Genomic DNA, 17,413 nt, shown 5'->3' with positions numbered 1-17,413 from the left:
GGGGTGGGTGGGGTGGGGTGGGGTGGGAGGGGTCAGCCCTTGTGGAGGTATTCGGCGCGGTCGTCGTCGACGAGGCGGGTGATCTGGGCGGCGAGGAGGGGATGGGCGGCGAGGTCGGGGTCGGCGGAGAGCAGGGATTCGGCCTCGGCGCGGGCTTCGCCGATGAGGTCCCGGTCGCGTAGCAGGGACAGCAGGCGCAGGTGGGAGCGGCGGCCGGACTGGGCCGCGCCCAGCACGTCACCCTCGCGGCGCTGCTCCAGGTCCAGCTCGGCCAGGCGGAAGCCGTCCAGGGTGGAGGCGACCGCGTCCAGCCGCTCGCGGGCGGGGGTGCCCGCCACGGCCTCGGTGACCAGCAGGCACAGGCCGGGTGCGCTGCCCCGGCCGACCCGGCCGCGCAGCTGGTGCAGCTGCGATACGCCGAAGCGGTCGGCGTCGAGGATGACCATCGCGGTGGCGTTGGGCACGTCCACCCCGACCTCGATCACGGTCGTGGCGACCAGGACGTCGAGCTGCCCGGCCGTGAAGGAGCGCATGATCGCGTCCTTCTCGTCGGCGGGCAGCCTGCCGTGCAGCACCCCGATCCGCAGCCCGCGCAGCGGGCCCTCGGCCAGCAGCGGCGCGACGTCCAGCACGGCGACCGGCGGGCGGCGCTCGTCCTCGACGGCGTCGTCGGGTGGCGGGGTCTCGTCGTCGGTGGCGTTGTCACCGATGCGCGGGCAGACGACGTACGCCTGATGGCCCTGCTGGACCTCCTCGACCACGCGCCGCCACGCGCGCTCCAGGAACGCGGGCTTCTCCGCGACCGGCACCACGTGCGAGGCGATCGGCGAGCGCCCGCCGGGCAGCTGGGACAGGGTGGAGATCTCCAGGTCGCCGTACACCGTCATGGCGACCGTACGCGGGATCGGGGTCGCGGTCATCACCAGCACGTGCGGCGGCTGCTCGGCCTTGGCCCGCAGCGCGTCGCGCTGTTCGACGCCGAAGCGGTGCTGCTCGTCGACGACGACCAGGCCCAGGTCGGCGAAGTCGACGCCCTCGTACAGCAGCGCGTGCGTGCCGATGACCAGCCCGGCGCTGCCGTCGGCGACCTTGGCGAGCACCTTGCGCCGCGCCGCCGCCCCCTGCGAGCCGGTGACCAGGGCGACCTGGGTGCCGTTCGGGTCGCCGTCGAGCTCGTCGGGGCGGCCGGCCGGGCCGAGCATCCGGCTGATGCCCCGGTGGTGCTGGGTCGCCAGCACCTCGGTCGGCGCGAGCAGTGCGGCCTGCCCGCCCGCGTCGACGACCTGCAGCATGGCCCGCAGTGCGACCAGGGTCTTGCCCGCGCCGACCTCGCCCTGCAGCAGCCGGTGCATGGGGTGCGCGACGGACAGGTCGGCGGCGATCTCCTCGCCGACCGCGAGCTGGCCGTCGGTCAGCGTGAACGGCAGCGTCTGGTCGAACCCGGCGAGCAGTCCGCCGTCGCGGCGGGGCCGGGGCTTGGCGGGCGAGGCCGCCGCGTCGCGTTTGCGCCGCACCAGGGTCAGCTGCACCGCGAACGCCTCGTCCCAGGCCAGACGCCGTTTGGCGATGTACAGCAGCTCCTTGGACGACGGGCGGTGGATCTCGTGCAGCGCCGTGGCCAGGTCGAGCAGCTTGCGTTCGGCGCGGATGCGGGACGGCGTCGCATCCGGCGGCATGGTGACCGTGTCCAGCACCACCCGTACGCAGCGGGCGATCACCCAGGTCGGCACGGCGGCGGCGGCCGGGTAGACCGGGATCAGCGCCCCGGCGAACTCCTCCACCTCGGCGGCCACCTCCCCGTCGGCCGCGCCCTGGTCGAGCAGCACGTACTCGGGGCTGTTGAGCTGGCGGCGGCCGCGGAAGTCGCTGACCTTGCCCGCGAACAGGCCCCAGCGTCCGGGGCGCAGGTCGCGCTCGCGCCAGGCCTGTTGGAAGTACGTCAGCACGAGCTGGCCGCCCGCCCCGTCGCCGACGACGACCTCCAGCATGCTGCCGCGCCGCTGCCGCATCGGCCGGGTCGTCGTGCGCAGCACCTGGGCCAGCACGGTGACCTCCTCACCGATCTCCAGGGTGCGCATGTCGGTGTGCTCGCCACGCTGGTCGTACCGCCGTGGCACGTGATACAGCAGGTCACCGGCGGTATAGAGATCGAGGTGCGTCTTCAGCGCCTTGGCGGTCTTCTCCCCCACCAGTTTCGACAGGTCGGTGTCCACGTCCGCGGAGGTCATACCCGATCCTCCCGCGGCCCCCCGACAGCCGTCCCGCTCATTCGACGCCCACCAGCAGCGGATAGTGCGGCTGGCCGCCCGGGTAGGCATGCACCTCGACGAACGACCAGCGGGTCGCCACGTGCTCGGTCAGCGCCTCGACCAGGCCGTCCGGGGCCTGCGCGCCGGTCAGCAGGGTCACCAGCTCGCCGCCGCTGGCCAGCATCCGGTCCAGCAGCTGGCAGCACACCGTCACCAGATCGTCGCCGATCAGGTTGACCTCGCCCTCGACCAGGGCGATGACGTCGCCGGGGCGGCAGCGTCCGGCCACCGTCAGCGCCTCCCGGCTGGCCGTGGTCACCTCCGCCGAGCGGCAGGCGACGGCCGCCTCGGCCATCGCGATCACGTCGTCCTCGAACCGCCGAGCATGATCGCGTACGGCGAGCGCGGCCAGCGCCTGCACCGGTGAGCGGGTCGGCACCACGCGCACCTTCACGCCCTCGCCGAACGCCTCGTCCGCGGCGGCCTGGCACACCGCGCGCAGGTTCGAGTCGGTCGGCAGCACCGCCACCCGGCCCGCCCCGGTGGCCAGGATCGCGTCCAGCACCTCGGCGGTCGACGGATTGCCCCCGATCGCCACCGCGCCCTCGCCGATCAGCAGTTCCTCGATGCCGTCCCCGGCCGCGGTGACGACCACCGCGCGCGCCGTCGGATCGGGCCGCCGTGGCGCGCCCTCGGCGGTCGCGCTGGTCAAGTGCGTGATCTGGATCTGGTACGGCCGCCCGGCCGCCAGCCCCGCCTCCAGCGCCGCGCCCGCGTCGTCCACATGCACGTGCACCCGCCAGGTCGGCGCCCCGCCGACGATGACCAGCGAGTCACCGAGCCGGTCCAGCGCGCCCCGCAGCCGCGCGATCTCCGCCGCCCCCGTGTCGACCAGGAACTGCACCTCGTACGCGGGCCCGCGATAGGTCGGCGCCCGCCCCGCGCCGTGGCCGTGCCCGGCGTGATCGTGGTCATGGCCGTGCTCGCTGTCACGCGCCGCCGCGCCGTCGACCTCGCTCTCGTCGTGCTCGCCGGTCAGCGCCTCCAGCAGCGCCTCCAGCAGCAGCACCAGGCCCTGCCCACCCGCGTCCACCACCCCGGCCGCGGCCAGCACCGGCAGCTGCTCCGGGGTGCGGGCCAGCGCCTCCCGCGCGCCCAGCACCGCGGCGCGTACGGCAGCGACGTCGTCGCCGTCCCGGCACGCGGCGTCGGCGGCGGCCCGCGCCACGGTGAGGATCGTCCCCTCGACCGGCCGCGCCACCGCGGCGTACGCCGCCTTCGCCGCCGCGTCGAGCGCAGCCGCCAGCCCGTCGCCGTCCACGGCGTCGGCCAGCCCCGACAGCCACTGCGCGCTGATGACACCCGAGTTGCCGCGCGCGCCCAGCAGCGCGCCCCGCGCCATGGTGCGCAGCACCGCCCCCGGCGAGCGCGCGTCGGTGAGCGCACCGGCCAGCGCCTGGCGCGCCGCGGTCAGCGTCAGCAGCAGGTTGGTGCCGGTGTCGCCGTCGGGCACCGGATACACGTTCAGCTGGTTGAGTGCCTGCTCGTGTCTGCTCAAGCCGGCCACGGCCAGCGAACTCCAGCGTCGGACCGCCGCGATGTCCCAGACCTCCAGCACGCGCGCCAGCCTATCGGTGCCGCACCCGGTTCTCGCGCTCGGCGTGGCGGACGGTAGAGTCTTCTCTGCCGTTACATGGGTCTTCGACGACCGGGCGGCTCCGCCCCGATTGGGCACGTGCTGTGGAAGTCAGGTACCCTGGCAAAGTTCCCGGCACAGTGACGCTTGGTCGGGTTGTTTGATCAAGACGAACTCAGGAGATTTCCGTGGCTGCCGTGTGCGACGTCTGTGGCAAGGGACCGGGCTTCGGTCACAACGTGCCCTGGTCGAAGAAGAAGACCAACCGCCGCTGGAACCCGAACATCCAGACGGTGCGTACCCCCGCTGGTGGCGGCAACTCCCGCAAGGTCCAGGCCTGCACCTCGTGCCTGAAGGCGGGCAAGGTCGTCCGCGCCTGACGCGAGACTTTCAAAGGCCGCCGAGCTCCGCTCGGCGGCCTTTTGCCGTCCCCACCGCCCCTGCCCCGCCTCCCCACCGGCGCCCCGCCCCGCCCAGCCCCGCCCACCACCTGCCGCAACTCTTAAAGAGTCGCGCCTTCACGAGCGAGGTGAAGGCGCGACTCTTTAAGAGTTGCGGAGCAAGTGGCCTGGCCTTCGCGGCGCGGGCTGGCGCGCGGCGGCGCGGTGGACGGCGCTCGGTGGGGTGGGAGGGGCGGCGGGGTGGGGTCAGAGGTCGCGGGCGAAGGAGCGGCAGCCGGGTTCGTCGCGGTAGTGGCCGAAGTTGTCGATCAGGTGGTAGCCGACGGCCTGGTACATGGCGATGGCCTCGGGCTGGGCGGTGCCTGTCTCGAGGATCACCCGGACGCGCCCGTGCGATCGGGCGTCGGACTCCAGCGCCGTCATGATCGCCCTGCCGACGCCCTTGCCGCGCACCGTGGCCGAGGTGTAGACGCGCTTGATCTCGGCGATCTGCTCCGAGCCCGCCCAGCTGCGCCAGCCGCCGCAGCCGACCGGCGTGCCGTCGAGGTACGCCACGAAGAAGCCGCCGTCCGGCGGGTCGAACTCGACGGCCTCGATCGGGGTCGCGTCGGCGTCGCCGTACCGTTCGGCCAGGTCAGCCATGAGTTCGGCGATCAGTTTTCGGGCGACCGACCCGCCGTAGCGGGTCGGCTTGATCTCAATCTCGGTCACGGCGCAGAGGATACTGCGCATGCCCGCTATGCCCGGAAGTGGTCCCACCCCTTCGGGCCGTACCACGGGCGGTTGTCCAGGGTCACCGTGCTGCCCTCGATGACCTCGCCGATCACCTGCCAGCCCTCGGGCAGCGGCACGTCGGCGGGGAACGTCGCGGCCAGCGCGTGATCGTCGCCACCGGCCAGCAGCCACTGGTACGGGTCCACGCCGAGCGCGAGCGCCGCGTCGCGCATCTGCTCGGGCACCTTGAACGCGCTGCGGTGCAGGTTGACGCCGACCTTGCTGGCGTGCGCGATGTGCCCCAGGTCGGCGATCAGACCGTCCGAGACGTCGATCATCGAGGTCGCCCCGGCCCGCCCTGCGGCCGGTCCCAGCGCGTACGGGACCACCGGCCGCCGATACGCCTCGACCAGGATCTTCGGGGTGCGAAAGCCCCGCGACAGCACCGTGTATCCGGCCGCCGCGAACCCGACCCGGCCCGCCAGCGCCACCACGTCCCCGACCTGCGCGCCCGAGCGCAGCACCGGCGGCAGCCCGTGCAGGTCGCCGAGCGCGGTCACCGCGATGGTCAGCGTGGGGCTGGCGGTCATGTCCCCGCCGACGACGCTCGCGCCGACCAGCGCGGCCTCGGTGGCCAGCCCGTCGGACAGCTGCTCGGCCCAGGCCACGTCCAGGTCCGGCGGGGCGCACAGGCCCACCAGCAGCGCCGTGGCGGTGGCCCCCATCGCGGCGATGTCGGCGAGGTTCGCCGCGGCCGCGCGCCGTCCGATGTCCTCGGCCTCGGCCCAGTCGCGCCGGAAGTGCCGTCCCTCGACGAGCACGTCCGTGGAGGCGACGACCCGCCCGTCGGAGGCGATGACCACGGCCGCGTCGTCGCCGGGCCCGATGATGGTGGCCGGTCCGGTGCCGAGCCGCGCCACCACCCGCTCGATCAGCCCGAACTCCCCCGTCCGCGCAATACTCATGCTGTTTCCTCGTCGCGCCTGCTCATGTGGCTTCCTTCCTCACCCTTGCGCCTCCTGCCGCAGCCTGTGCACCCTCAGTGAGGTACTTTCACAGGCGGCACGTGTGAAGGAGTCGTCCGTGGTACACGCTTACATCCTGATTCAGACGTCGGTCGGCAGGTCCGTCGACGTCTCCGCGGCCATCGGTGAGATCCAGGGTGTCACCCGGGTGGACGCGGTGACCGGCCCGTACGACGTGATCGCCATGGTCGAGGCGCACACGGTCGACGAGCTGGGCAAGCTGGTGCTGTCACAGATCCAGTTGATACCCAACATCACCCGTACCCTGACGTGCCCCATCATCCACCTATGAACAACGACCAGACGGCACGGCCGGGCCGACGCTCTCCGAAGACGGTCGCGACCGTGGTGGCCCTGCCGATCGCGCTGCTCGCCGGGTTCGGCTTCTTCCAGGCCATGCGGCCCGCGACGGAGCCCGCCCCCGCGCCGAGCGCGGCCCCCCAGGCCATGCCCACCACGCCGGTGGCGATGGACGCGCCCGCTCTGAACGAGCGGCAGACCCTCGTCTGCCGCGCGCTGCTGTCGCAGCTGCCCGACCAGGTGCGGGACCTGCCGCGCCGCGAGGTCACCGCGGGCCACGAGCAGAACGCGGCGTACGGCGACCCGGCGCTGACGCTGGCCTGCGGCGTCCCGGCCGCGAGCTACCCGCCCACCGACGACGTCATCACGCTGGACGGCGTCTGCTGGCACAAGGGCGGCGGCGCGTGGACGACGGTCGACCGCGAGGTGCCGGTGCGGGTCACGGTGCCGTCGGCGCACAACGAGCAGCTGCTGATCAACTTCTCGAAGACGCTGATCGCCACCGTGCCGCACGCCGAGCGCATCCCCGTCGGCTGCGGCACCCGCGCCTGAGCCCCGGCTAGTGCAGGCCGGTGCCGCGCCGCTGGGCGGTGCGGATCAACCGGGAGACGAGCTTCGGGTAGTCGAGGCCGCTGGCCGCCCACATCCGGGGGAACATGCTGGTCGACGTGAAGCCCGGCATGGTGTTGATCTCGTTGAGGTAGACCTTCAGGTCGTCGGTGACGAAGAAGTCGACCCGGGCCAGGCCCGCGCAGTCCAGCGCGGTGAACGTACGCACGGCAAGTTCCTGGACCTCCGCCGCGATCTCGGCGGGCAGGTTCGCGGGCAGGTCGTACTCGCAGTCCTCGCCGAGGTACTTGGCCTCGAAGTCGTAGAACTCGTGACCGCCGGCCACCACCCGCACCTCGGCCAGCACGGAGGCCTCGGCACTGCCCCCGGCCTCGGTCTCCAGCACGCCGCACTCGACCTCACGGCCGACGATGGCCGCCTCGACGAGCACCTTCGGGTCGATCGCGCGCGCCTTGGCCAGCGCCGCGTCGAACTGGTCCCAGCTGTTCACCTTCGTGATGCCGAACGACGATCCGGCCCGCGACGGCTTGACGAACACCGGCAGGCCCAGCCGCTCCTTGTCGGCCTCGGACAGCTCCTGCCCGTTGCGCAGCACCGCGTACGGCCCGATGGGGATGCCCTCGGCGGCGGCGAGCTTCTTGGTGAACTCCTTGTCCATGGCGGCCGCGGAGGCGAACACGTTGGCCCCGACGTACGGGATGCCCGCCATCTCCAGCAGCCCCTGGATGGTGCCGTCCTCGCCGTAGGCCCCGTGCAGCGCGGGGAAGACCACGTCGACGCCCGCCAGCGCCGCGGCGCCCTCGGCGGGCTCCAGCACGACCAGCTCGTGGCTGGTCGGGTCGGCGGGCAGCACGATGGCCTGGCCGGACGCGGCGGTGATCTCGGGCAGGCTGTGGCCCTCGATGGCCAGCTGCGCCGGGTCGCCCGAGGTGAGCACCCAGCGGCCCTCCTTGGTGATGCCGACCGGCACGGCCTCGAACTCCGCGGGGTCGAGCGCGGCGAGGATGCTGCCCGCGCTGACACAGGAGATGGCGTGCTCGGTGCTCCGGCCGCCGAAGACGATGGCGACACGGGTCTTACGCTGGCTGCTTTCACTCACGCGGCTGACCCTACCGTGCGTTGTGGCGATCCGGTGAAGAGCACGTCGCACGGCACCCGTGGGTGGCACTAGCATCCCGGAGCGTGACCCCTCAAGCACGACTGCGGCGCATCCGGTACTGGCTCGTCTTCTTCGTCATCGGCCTCGTGCTCAGCGGCGTGACGGCCTTCCCCCTGGTCACCGAGCTGCGATGGGTGGACGGGCTGCTCCGCGAGGACTGGGTGCCCGCGCCCGCCGCGCTGGTCGACTTCATCGGCACGGTCCGCACCGGTGCGGAGACCGCCGACCGGGACTTCCCGTTCCTGGCGTACGGCACCGACTGGCTGGCCTTCGCCCACCTGGTCATCGCGATGGCGTTCTACGGCCCGCTGCGCGACCCGGTCCGCAACCTCTGGGTGATCCACTGGGGCATGCTGTGCTGCGTCGCGGTGGTCCCGCTGGCGCTGATCGCCGCCCCGCTGCGCGGCCTGCCCTGGTGGTGGATCCCGATCGACATCTCGTTCGGCCTGTTCGGCATCGTCCCGCTGCTCATCGTCCGCCGCCACATCCTGGCCCTGGCGGCCGCCGAGGCCACGCCCGCCGTGCCCGCGCCGACCCCCGCTCCGGCCTAGATCCACGGACGTGCCTGGCAGCCGGCCGTATCCCGGCTCAAGATACGCACGCCTGCCAGGCAAGTCCGACGATCAACGCGGACCGCGTACCGCGGCCGTCAGAGCTTCGCGGCCACGTCCAGGGCCTGGGTCAGGTCGGCGAGCAGGTCCTCGGTGTCCTCGACGCCGCAGGAGAAGCGGACGAAACCGGGCGGCACGCTGTCGCCCCACTGGTGGCGGCGGTCGGCGCTGGAGTGCAGGCCGCCGAAGCTGGTCGCCGCGGCGACCAGGGCGGACGCGCGCAGGAACGCGGCCACGTGCTCGGCCGACGGCAGCTCGAACGACACCAGGCCGGGAATGATGCGCATCTGGAGGGCGGCCAGGTCGCTGTCGCCGGGCCAGCGGACGTTGTCGACCAGCGGGTGCTCGCGCAGCAGCGCCGCGACCGCGGCCCCGCTGGCGGACTGCTGCCGCAGCCGCAGCGCGAGGGTGCCCATCGACCGCCGGGCCAGCCAGCAGTCGAACGGGCTGGGCACCGCGCCCGCCAGGGTCCGCCACTGCCGCATCCCGTCCAGCAGTGCGGCGGCGTTCGTCGCGGCGTACCCCATGAGCATGTCGGAGTGGCCTGCCAGCGCCTTGGTGCCGGAGGCGACGACGACGTCGGCGCCGAGCTCCAGCGGCCGCTGGCTGAGCGGGGTGGCCGTGGTGTTGTCGACCGCGACCAGCGCCCCGGCCGCGTGGGCCGCCCGCGCGACCCCGGCGATGTCGACCAGGTCCAGGCCCGGGTTGGCCGGGGTCTCCAGCAGCACCAGCCGGACACCGTCGAACGACGGGTACGGCCCCGCGGTGGGCACCTCGACCGTGGTGATGCCGAGCTGGGCCAGCGTGGACGCGGCGAACATCCGGACGTTGTAGTAACCGTCCGACGGGATCATCAGGGTGTCGCCCGTACGCAGCACCGACATGAGCAGCGCGGTGATCGCCGCCTGGCCGCTGGCGAAGGCGAGGCAGTCGCCGCCCTCCAGCTCCCCGATCGCGCCCTCCAGCAGCCGCCGGGTGGGGTTGTCGCCCCGCCCGTACCCGTCGACACCGGGCGCGTAGCCCTCAGGGTCGAGGTGGTACGGCGCGGCGAACACGGGACCGGGCAGCATCGGTGCTCCCGGGACGGGTTCGGGCATGGCTGCGTGCAGGGAACGGGTGCTGTCCCCGTACCGAGTTGTCATGCAGAGAACGTAGCCCCTGCTCACTCCGCCTTGGTCGAGCGGGACATCAGGGCCGCGACGGCGATCCTGGGGTCGACGCCCTCGTGGCAGACCCGCTCCACCTGCTCGGTGATCGGCATCTCGACCCCGTGCGCGCGGGCCAGGTCCCGGATCGCCAGGCAGCTCTTGACACCCTCGGCGGTGTACCGCGTCGCGGCCTGGGCCTGCTCAAGGGTCTTGCCCCGGCCGAGGTGCTCGCCGAAGGTGCGGTTGCGTGACAGCGGCGACATGCAGGTGCCGACGAGGTCGCCGAGCCCGGCCAGGCCGGAGAAGGTCAGCGGGTCCGCACCGAGCGCGACGCCCAGCCGCGCGGTCTCGGCCAGCCCCCGTGTGATGAGCATCGCCTTGGTGTTGTCGCCCAGCCCCATCGCGTGCGCGATGCCGAACGCCAGCGCGATCACGTTCTTGACCGCCCCGCCCAGCTCGCACCCCACCACGTCGTCATTGGTGTACGGCCGGAAGTACGGCGTGGTGATCGCGCGCTGAACGCGGGTGGCCCGGTCGATGTCGCTGCAGGCGACCACGGTCGCGGCGGGCTGCTCCAGCGCGATCTCACCGGCCAGGTTCGGCCCGCTGACCACGGCGACGCGTTCCGGCGCGACCCGCGCGGCCTCGACGATGACCTGGCTCATCCGCTGGGTGGTGCCCAGCTCGATGCCCTTCATCAGCGATACCAGCGTCGAGTCGTCGGTCAGGTCGGCGGCCCAGTCGCCCAGGTTGACGCGCAGCGTCTGCGACGGCACGGCCAGCACGACCAGCTCCGCGCCCTTGATCGCCTCGGTCGCCGACGCGGTCGCGGTGACCCGCTCGCCCAGCGGCGTGTCCTCCAGGTACTCCGGGTTGCGGCCGGTGTCGCGGATCGCGGCGGCGATCTCCGGCCGGCGTGCCCACAGCACCACGTCGTTGCCCGCGTCAGCGAGGATCTTCGCGAACGCGGTGCCCCAGGAGCCTGCCCCCAGCACGGCCGTCCTCATCGTGCCCCGTCCTTGGCGTCGGTCCCGGCGTCGCGGTCGGCCGGGCTCCAGATCGGCGGAGCCTGTCCGCCGCGGATCTCGGCGAGCAGGTCGCGCAGGCGGATCATCACCGCGTCGGTCATCTCGTTGAGCACCGTCGCGCTCGGTTCGGCGCCCGCCCACCGCGACAGGTCGACCGGCGGCCCGGCCCACAGCGACACGGGGATCTTCGGCAGCAACCGGATCTTCTTGGTACGCGGGTCGAAGATCTTCTCCGGGCCCCAGGTCGCGATCGGGATCACCGGGGCGCCGGTGGCCAGCGCCAGCCGGGCCACCCCGGTCTTGCCCCGCATCGGCCACAGGTCGGGTTCCTTGGTGGTGGTGCCCTCGGGGTAGATGACGACCGCGCCGCCCGCCCGCACCGCCTCCACCGCGGCGTCGAGCGCCTTGACCGCGTCGGCCGTGCCGCGGTGCACCGGGATCTGCCGGCACCAGTGCAGGAGCTTCCCGGCGACGGGAATCCGGAAGACGCTCTCCTTGCCCAGGAACTGCGGCCAGCGGCCGGAGTCGTAGACGTAGTGCGCGGTGGTGAACGGGTCCGCGTGCGACACATGGTTGACCGCGAGGATCACGCCGCCCTCAGCCGGGATGTGCTCCCAGCCGCGCCAGTCCCTCCTGGTCAGCAGGGTCATCGGCGGCTTGACCAAGCACACCACGAATCTCGACCAGAAGCCCAGCCTGCGCCGCGCCAACGAAGCCTCCCTGTCCTCCACCCGTTCGCATGCCCGCGTCGGGGTGTTCGTAACACCGCCCGCGAGAAATTCCTCACGGATCATGGTCCGTCCCCGGGCGTTCCGCCACCCACCGGGGCCCTCGGCCGACTGGCCCGCCGCTGCCGCGACCCGCCGCCGTCCGGTCCATGTTCAGCGCATCATGCCATGTCCGGCCACGTGACGACCTCAGCCGCCGGAGGCCGCCGCCCCGCTGACCGACCGGGCGAGCTGCCAGAATGGCCGAGTGTACGCACCCGGAGTCACCGTGCTGGTGCCGCTGAAGCCGCTGGCAGAGGCGAAGAGCCGCCTGCGCGGGGCCGCCGACCGCCACGAGGATCTGGTGCTGGAACTGGCCCGCGCCACCGTGTCCGCCGCGCTCGCCGCCGACGGCGTCGCCCGGGTGCTGGTGGTGACCCGTGACCGCCGCGCCGCGCAGGCCCTGCGCGCCTGCGGCGCGGGTGTGCTCCCCGACCAGGGGCTCGACCTCAACGACGCCCTGCGGCGGGCGGCGTCCGCGGTTGAGGACGATGTCCTACGGCGGGCGGCGTCCGCGGTTGAGGACGATGTCCTACGGCGGGCGGCGTCCGCGGTTGAGGACGATGTCCTACGGCGGGCGATGCTCCCGGGCAGGGGCGGCGTGGCCCGGCGGCACGGTGGGCCGGGTATCGCGACGGGACCGGTCGCGGCGCTGCCCGCCGACCTGCCCGCGATGCGCCCGGAGGAACTGTCCCAGGCGCTCGCGGCGGCGGGCGGGCGGCGCGCGTTCGTACCCGACGCCTCGGGGACGGGCACCGTGCTGCTGGTCGCCTCCCCCGGCGGCCCGCTCGACCCCCGCTTCGGCCCGGACTCGGCTGCCGCCCACGAGAACTCAGGCGCCCTCCGCCTCACCGGCGACTGGCCGACCCTGCGCCGCGACGTCGACACCCCCGCCGACCTGGCCCTGATCCGATCCTGGGGCCTCCTCCGCGCCACGTGACCCCACCCCGCCGCAACTCTTAAAGAGTCGCGCCTTCACGGGCGAGGTGAAGCCGCGACTCTTTAAGAGTTGCGGCAGAGGGGGGCGGGGCGGGGCAGGACGCGGGGGTCGGGAGGGGAGGGGGCGGGGTAGCGTGGGTGGTATGCAGGGCACCGTGGCTACGTTCGATTCCGAGACCCGGACCGGGTCGCTGCTGCTCGACGACGGCACGCCGGTCGCCTTCGACCGGGCCGCGTTCGACGCCTCCGGGTTGCGGCTGCTGCGGCTGGGCCAGCGGGTGCGCCTCGAACATGATGCCGAGGGCCGGTTGCTCCGGGTCGCCATCCCCACCATGCCCTGATCTGTGCCGGGTGTGACCCCGCGTCCGGTTGCTGGCCGCCCGACATCGCCGCGCTGAGCCGAGTTCATCTCTTGTTCACGCCGATAGGGCAAAAATGAGGTGGTGAGCGCAGCCCCGCGACGTCCCCGCAAGAAGGCCGGAAATGCCCCGACTCCGGCCCCGTCCACGCCTGTGGAGGCCCCCGTGGCCGCCGCGGACATTCCCGTGCCACCGTCCGCCGACCTCGTGACGGACACCCTGGCACCGCCCGCCGACACCGCCGTCGTGACAGGCCCTCCGCCACCGCCCGCCGAGGGCTCGGCCGAACAGTCCACCGGCACGGCCCTGCTGGTCACCGCCCCTGGGCAGGCCGCCCGGCCGCACCCGGCCAGCCCGCCGGTGACCGTGGTCGTCCCCGAGTTCGCCAGCACCGCGCTGACCGAGCTGCCCGAGGACCGCTACTTCAACCGTGAGGTCTCCTGGCTCGACTTCAACGCCCGCGTGCTGGCCCTGGCCGAGGACCCGCGGCTGCCGCTGCTGGAGCGGATGAAGTTCATGGCGATCTTCGCCAGCAATCTCGACGAGTTCTTCATGGTCCGTATCGCGGGCCTGCGGCGCAGGCTGGAGACCGGCCTGCCGACCCGCGGCGCCGACCGGCTGCCGCCCCGGGCGCAACTGGAGATGGTGTCCGAGCGCACCGCCGAACTGGTCGCCGACCACGCCGCCGAGTTCACCAAGGTGATCCGCCCCGCGCTCAGCAAGGCCGGGATCCACATTCTGAGCTGGGCGGATCTGGAGCACGCCGAGCGCGAGCAGATGCGGGTCTACTTCCGCGAGCACGTCTTCCCCGTGCTGACACCGCTGGCGTTCGACCCGTCGCACCCGTTCCCGTACATCTCGGGGCTGTCGCTCAACCTCGCGGCGGTGGTGCGCGAGCCGGATACCGGCCAGGAGCTGTTCGCCCGGGTAAAGGTGCCGAACAACGTGCCACGGTTCGTCCGGATCGAACAGGGGGGCCGGACCACGGCGGAGGGCCGCAACACCTACCGTTACCTGCCGATCGAGGAGCTGATCGCCAACGAGCTCGGCCAGCTGTTCTCCGGTATGGAGGTGGTGGAGCGGCACGCGTTCCGGGTGACCCGCAACGCCGAGGTCGAGATCGACGAGGACCGCGACGAGGACCTGTTGCAGGCCATGGAGCGTGAGCTGATGCGCCGCCGCTTCGGCCCGCCGGTGCGCCTGGAGGTGGCCGCCGACATCTCCGACCACGTGCTGGCGACGCTGGTCACCGAGCTGGAGGTCGACTCACGCGACGTGATGCGGATTCCGGGCCTGCTGGACCAGTCCGGCCTGCTGCAGCTGTACGACTGCGACCGCCCGGATCTGAAGGACCCCCCTTTCGTCCCGGCCACTCACGCCCGGCTGCGTGAGGGCGAGTCGACGCGCAGCATGTTCAACATCCTGCGCGACGGCGACATCCTGGTGCACCACCCGTACCACTCCTTCTCGACCAGCGTGCAGCGCTTCATCGAGCACGCCGCGGCCGACCCGCACGTGCTGGCCATCAAGCAGACGCTGTACCGCACCTCGGGCGACTCCCCGATCGTCGACGCCCTGATCGCCGCTGCCGAGGCGGGCAAGCAGGTGGTGGTGCTCGTCGAGGTGAAGGCGCGCTTCGACGAGAAGGCCAACATCGGCTGGGCGCGGATGCTGGAGCGGGCGGGCTGCCACGTCGTCTACGGCCTGATCGGGCTGAAGACGCACTGCAAGACGGCGCTGGTGGTGCGCGAGGAGGCCGGGCAGATCCGGCGCTACTGCCACGTCGGCACGGGCAACTACCACCCCAAGACCGCCCGGTTGTACGAGGACTTCGGCCTGCTCACCGCCGATCCCGAGGTCGGCGCGGACCTGACCGACCTGTTCAACACGCTGACCGGCTACAGCCGCCAGACGGCGTACCGGCGGCTGATGGTGGCCCCGCACGGGATCCGGGCGGGCATCATCGAGCGCATCGAGCGGGAGGCGGGTTACGCCCGCGAGGGCCGCCCGGCGCTGGTCCAGATCAAGGCGAACTCGCTCGTCGACGAGCAGGTCATCGACGCCCTCTACCGTGCCTCGCAGGCGGGGGTGCACATCGATCTGCTGATCCGGGGCATGTGCGCGCTGAAGCCGGGGGTGCCGGGGCTGTCGGACAACATCCGGGTGCGCTCGATCCTGGGGCGGTTCCTGGAGCACTCGCGGCTGTTCCGGTTCGGCAACGGCGACGTGGCCGCGGGCCGGGGGCGGGCCGAGTTCTGGATCGGCTCGGCGGACATGATGCACCGCAACCTGGACCGCCGGGTCGAGGCGCTGATCCAGGTCACCGACCACCCGTCCCGGACCGAGCTGGCCGACCTGCTGAACGTGTCGATGTCGGACCGCATCGAGGCGTTCGACCTGAATTCGGACGGCAGCTGGACCCGGCACATCTCCACTTCGGAGCAGCCCCGGGTGGATTTGCAGGCATCGCTGCTGGAGCGGATGCTTAAGCGGTGACCTTGGAAGAGGAACGCAAGTACGACGTCGCGGCCTCGTTCATCCTGCCCGAGCTCGCCGTGGCGGACACCCGCCCGGCGGCTCGGGCGGCGGTGACCCTGACCGCGACGTACTTCGACACGGCGGGGCTGCGGCTGGCCCGCGCCGGGGCGTCGCTGCGCCACCGTGTCGGCGACGCGCTGCCCTGGACCGTCAAGCTGCCCACCGCAGTGCCCGGCGTACGGCAGGAGGTCTCGCTGGCCGGTGCCGACCCGTCGACGCCGCCGGAGGCGCTGACCTGGCTGGTCGCGGCGCTGACCCGGGGCTCGCCGCTGATGGCGGTGGCGGTGCTGCGTACCCGGCGGCAGCGGGTCGACCTGTGTGACGCCGACGGTGCGCGGCTGGCCGAGGTCGCCGACGACACGGTCGAGGTGCTGTCGGGCACGGCGGTGCCGCGTACGTTCCGGGAGATCGAGGTCGAGCGCACGGGCGGGTCGCCCGCACTGCTGTCCGCTGTGGAGGAGCTACTGGTCGCGGCGGGGGCGCGGGCGGGCGGGTTCACGCCCAAGCTGGTGCGGGCGCTGGGGGCCGCGGCGGCGTACCCGCCGGATCTGCTGCCCCCGGCCGCGAGCCTGCCCGCGACCGCGCGGGCGGCCGATGTCGTCCTCGCGGCGGTGCGCGGCGCGGTGGCCCGCATCGTGACCCACGATCCCCTGGTGCGGCTGGACGAGCCGCTGCCGGGCGGGGACACCGCCGTGCACCAGATGCGGGTCGGGGTCCGGCGGCTGCGCTCGGATCTGCGCACCTTCAAGCCGCTGCTGGACCAGCGGTGGGCCGGGCCGCTGCGGACGGAACTGCGCTGGCTGGGAGACCTGCTGGGCGCGGCACGCGACGCGGAGGTGCTGCACGACCGGTTGCGTGCCACGGCCGCCGCAGACCCGGAACATCCCGCCGGCGACCTGGCCGCCCTGGACGCGATCCTCGCGGCACGGCGCGAGCGGGCGTACGCCGACCTGCTGGCCGCCATGCGCACCCGCCGCTACCTGGCCCTGCTGGAACGGCTCACCGCCGCCACCCGCCGTGTCCCGCTGTCCCCGGCGGCCTCCGCCCCCGCCGCCGAGGCGCTGCCCGGACTGCTCGCCCGCCCCTGGCACCGCCTCGTGCACGGCGGCAAGGGCGTTCCCGGGGCCGCCCGGCTGAAGCGCTCCGCACCCGATGTGGACTGGCACGAGGTGCGCATCCACGTCAAACGTGCCCGTTACGCCGCCGAGGCGGCCGCCTCGACCGGTGACCGCGCCACCCGCCGGCTGGCCAAGTCCCTGGCCCGGCTGCAGGACACCCTCGGCGAGCACACCGACGCCGCCCTTGCCGCCGCCACCTGGCGGGCACTGGCCAAGACCCACCCCGGCCACGCCGCCACCCTCAAGCGCCTCGCCCGCCGCGAACGCGCCCTCGCCGCCTCGACCCGCGCGGCCTACCCCGGCCGCTGGCGCAAGACGGCGAAGAGGGGCGCCTTCCTGTCGCCGTAGGCGGTGGAAGGCACCCCTCGTGCCGCTGATCGGGGTGAAACGGGCGGTCAGAAGCGGCCCACGGCCACGAACAGCGCCAGCGCGCCGAGCACGACGTTGAAGACGATGCCCGAGTACTCCTTGCGCCGCGCGTGCACCACCGCCGCCAGCACCATGATGACCACCAGGCCGGACGCGGCCAGCGGGGTGAGGATGGGGGCGATGCCGGTGGCCCACGGCGCGATCAGGCCGATGCCCGCCAGCAGCTCGGTGACGCCGATGAGGCGCAGCGTGCCGAGCGAGAAGTCGTTCACCCACGGCAGCTTCGGGGCCAGGTCCTCCCTGCTCTTGGTGGACTTCATCACGCCGGCGCCGATGAAGGCCGCGCCGAGCAGGATCTGCACGACCCAGAGGGCGATGTTCACGGGATTCTCCTTGTCCTACGGAGCTAAGTGGTGGATCTCCTCCGTTTGTGCGGCGACGGTAGCACTAACCGGAGGCACTCCTCCAGTCCTGCTACCCTG

17 protein-coding genes are annotated in these 17,413 nt (G+C 72.9%); 8 read left to right on the top strand and 9 right to left on the bottom strand.

Features of this window, described 5'->3' with window-relative positions; genetic code table 11:
- Positions 1 to 32 precede the first annotated feature (32 nt).
- Positions 33 to 2,228, bottom strand: a complete 2,196-nt coding sequence (gene recG / locus HAV40_RS37225; protein ID WP_166389016.1) for an ATP-dependent DNA helicase RecG — start codon at positions 2,226 to 2,228, stop codon at positions 33 to 35.
- A 37-nt stretch (positions 2,229 to 2,265) separates the two neighbouring features.
- Complete coding sequence (locus tag HAV40_RS37220; RefSeq protein ID WP_166389015.1) at positions 2,266 to 3,867, bottom strand: DAK2 domain-containing protein; 1,602 nt, start codon at positions 3,865 to 3,867, stop codon at positions 2,266 to 2,268.
- 206 nt (positions 3,868 to 4,073) lie between these two features.
- On the opposite strand from HAV40_RS37220, the gene rpmB reads away from it, so the two are divergent.
- Positions 4,074 to 4,265, top strand: a complete 192-nt coding sequence (gene rpmB, locus HAV40_RS37215; protein ID WP_166389014.1) for a 50S ribosomal protein L28 — start codon at positions 4,074 to 4,076, stop codon at positions 4,263 to 4,265.
- A 267-nt stretch (positions 4,266 to 4,532) separates the two neighbouring features.
- Here the strand turns inward: rpmB and HAV40_RS37210 are convergent, their stop codons facing one another.
- The gene (locus HAV40_RS37210) at positions 4,533 to 4,997 is read right to left on the bottom strand and encodes a GNAT family N-acetyltransferase (RefSeq protein WP_166389013.1); all 465 of its coding nucleotides are present in this window, start codon (positions 4,995 to 4,997) and stop codon (positions 4,533 to 4,535) included.
- Between the two features lie 26 nt (positions 4,998 to 5,023).
- Positions 5,024 to 5,965, bottom strand: coding sequence for a thiamine-phosphate kinase (locus HAV40_RS37205; protein WP_166389012.1), 942 nt, complete (start codon positions 5,963 to 5,965; stop codon positions 5,024 to 5,026).
- Between the two features lie 118 nt (positions 5,966 to 6,083).
- Here HAV40_RS37205 and HAV40_RS37200 point away from each other — a divergent pair, with 118 nt between their 5' ends.
- Together HAV40_RS37200 and HAV40_RS37195 are read left to right on the top strand one after the other, a co-directional pair.
- The gene (locus HAV40_RS37200; protein WP_166389011.1) at positions 6,084 to 6,317 is read left to right on the top strand and encodes an Lrp/AsnC family transcriptional regulator; all 234 of its coding nucleotides are present in this window, start codon (positions 6,084 to 6,086) and stop codon (positions 6,315 to 6,317) included.
- Positions 6,314 to 6,877 carry a DUF3515 domain-containing protein gene (locus HAV40_RS37195; RefSeq protein WP_166389010.1) on the top strand — a complete coding sequence of 188 codons (564 nt, stop codon included), beginning with the start codon at positions 6,314 to 6,316 and terminating at the stop codon, positions 6,875 to 6,877. Before HAV40_RS37200 ends, HAV40_RS37195 begins: the two co-directional genes overlap by 4 nt.
- Before the next feature lie 7 nt (positions 6,878 to 6,884).
- Here HAV40_RS37195 and HAV40_RS37190 read toward each other — a convergent pair whose 3' ends face one another.
- Positions 6,885 to 7,994: a D-alanine--D-alanine ligase family protein gene (locus HAV40_RS37190; protein WP_239086915.1), complete on the bottom strand. Its 1,110-nt coding sequence runs from the start codon at positions 7,992 to 7,994 to the stop codon at positions 6,885 to 6,887.
- Between the two features lie 83 nt (positions 7,995 to 8,077).
- Between HAV40_RS37190 and HAV40_RS37185 the strand changes: the two genes are divergently transcribed.
- Positions 8,078 to 8,605, top strand: a complete 528-nt coding sequence (locus tag HAV40_RS37185) for a hypothetical protein (RefSeq protein ID WP_166389008.1) — start codon at positions 8,078 to 8,080, stop codon at positions 8,603 to 8,605.
- A 98-nt stretch (positions 8,606 to 8,703) separates the two neighbouring features.
- Here the strand turns inward: HAV40_RS37185 and HAV40_RS37180 are convergent, their stop codons facing one another.
- Genes HAV40_RS37180 through HAV40_RS37170 form a run of 3 tightly spaced genes read right to left on the bottom strand, consistent with a single transcriptional unit; the run spans position 8,704 to position 11,551 of the window.
- A complete protein-coding gene (locus HAV40_RS37180) occupies positions 8,704 to 9,807 on the bottom strand; it encodes a cystathionine gamma-lyase (RefSeq protein ID WP_166389007.1) in 1,104 nt (367 codons plus the stop codon).
- Between the two features lie 20 nt (positions 9,808 to 9,827).
- Positions 9,828 to 10,820, bottom strand: a complete 993-nt coding sequence (locus HAV40_RS37175; RefSeq protein ID WP_166389006.1) for an NAD(P)H-dependent glycerol-3-phosphate dehydrogenase — start codon at positions 10,818 to 10,820, stop codon at positions 9,828 to 9,830.
- Positions 10,817 to 11,551, bottom strand: coding sequence for a lysophospholipid acyltransferase family protein (locus tag HAV40_RS37170; protein WP_166389005.1), 735 nt, complete (start codon positions 11,549 to 11,551; stop codon positions 10,817 to 10,819). The genes HAV40_RS37175 and HAV40_RS37170 overlap by 4 nt, the downstream gene beginning before the upstream one ends.
- 265 nt (positions 11,552 to 11,816) lie before the next feature.
- On the opposite strand from HAV40_RS37170, the gene HAV40_RS37165 reads away from it, so the two are divergent.
- The 4 genes from HAV40_RS37165 (at position 11,817) to HAV40_RS37150 (ending at position 16,910) form a co-directional block, all read left to right on the top strand.
- Positions 11,817 to 12,548 carry a CofC family guanylyltransferase gene (locus HAV40_RS37165; protein WP_240935377.1) on the top strand — a complete coding sequence of 244 codons (732 nt, stop codon included), beginning with the start codon at positions 11,817 to 11,819 and terminating at the stop codon, positions 12,546 to 12,548.
- 154 nt (positions 12,549 to 12,702) lie between these two features.
- Complete coding sequence (locus tag HAV40_RS37160; protein WP_420837243.1) at positions 12,703 to 12,888, top strand: cold-shock protein; 186 nt, start codon at positions 12,703 to 12,705, stop codon at positions 12,886 to 12,888.
- A gap of 183 nt (positions 12,889 to 13,071) precedes the next feature.
- Positions 13,072 to 15,402 (top strand): RNA degradosome polyphosphate kinase, encoded by a 2,331-nt coding sequence (locus HAV40_RS37155; RefSeq protein ID WP_166389003.1) that lies wholly within the window; start codon positions 13,072 to 13,074, stop codon positions 15,400 to 15,402.
- Complete coding sequence (locus tag HAV40_RS37150) at positions 15,399 to 16,910, top strand: CYTH and CHAD domain-containing protein (protein ID WP_239086914.1); 1,512 nt, start codon at positions 15,399 to 15,401, stop codon at positions 16,908 to 16,910. Before HAV40_RS37155 ends, HAV40_RS37150 begins: the two co-directional genes overlap by 4 nt.
- A 47-nt stretch (positions 16,911 to 16,957) precedes the next feature.
- On the opposite strand, the gene HAV40_RS37145 is transcribed toward HAV40_RS37150, so the two are convergent.
- Positions 16,958 to 17,314 carry a DoxX family protein gene (locus HAV40_RS37145; protein ID WP_166389002.1) on the bottom strand — a complete coding sequence of 119 codons (357 nt, stop codon included), beginning with the start codon at positions 17,312 to 17,314 and terminating at the stop codon, positions 16,958 to 16,960.
- Positions 17,315 to 17,413: the final 99 nt, after the last annotated feature.

Origin of the sequence: Catellatospora methionotrophica, from assembly GCF_011297335.1 — a bacterium.
In the GTDB taxonomy this organism is placed as follows: domain Bacteria; phylum Actinomycetota; class Actinomycetes; order Mycobacteriales; family Micromonosporaceae; genus Catellatospora; species Catellatospora methionotrophica.
Note: the sequence above shows the minus strand (reverse complement) of the source record. Positions and strands in the feature narration are given on the sequence as shown.

Coding starts and splice junctions, on each gene's coding strand:
- recG (WP_166389016.1), bottom strand. CDS start 2,228: ATGACCTCCGCGGACGTGGACACCGACCTGTCGAAACTGGTGGGGGAG.
- HAV40_RS37205 (WP_166389012.1), bottom strand. CDS start 5,965: ATGAGTATTGCGCGGACGGGGGAGTTCGGGCTGATCGAGCGGGTGGTG.
- HAV40_RS37195 (WP_166389010.1), top strand. CDS start 6,314: ATGAACAACGACCAGACGGCACGGCCGGGCCGACGCTCTCCGAAGACG.
- HAV40_RS37180 (WP_166389007.1), bottom strand. CDS start 9,807: ATGACAACTCGGTACGGGGACAGCACCCGTTCCCTGCACGCAGCCATG.
- HAV40_RS37175 (WP_166389006.1), bottom strand. CDS start 10,820: ATGAGGACGGCCGTGCTGGGGGCAGGCTCCTGGGGCACCGCGTTCGCG.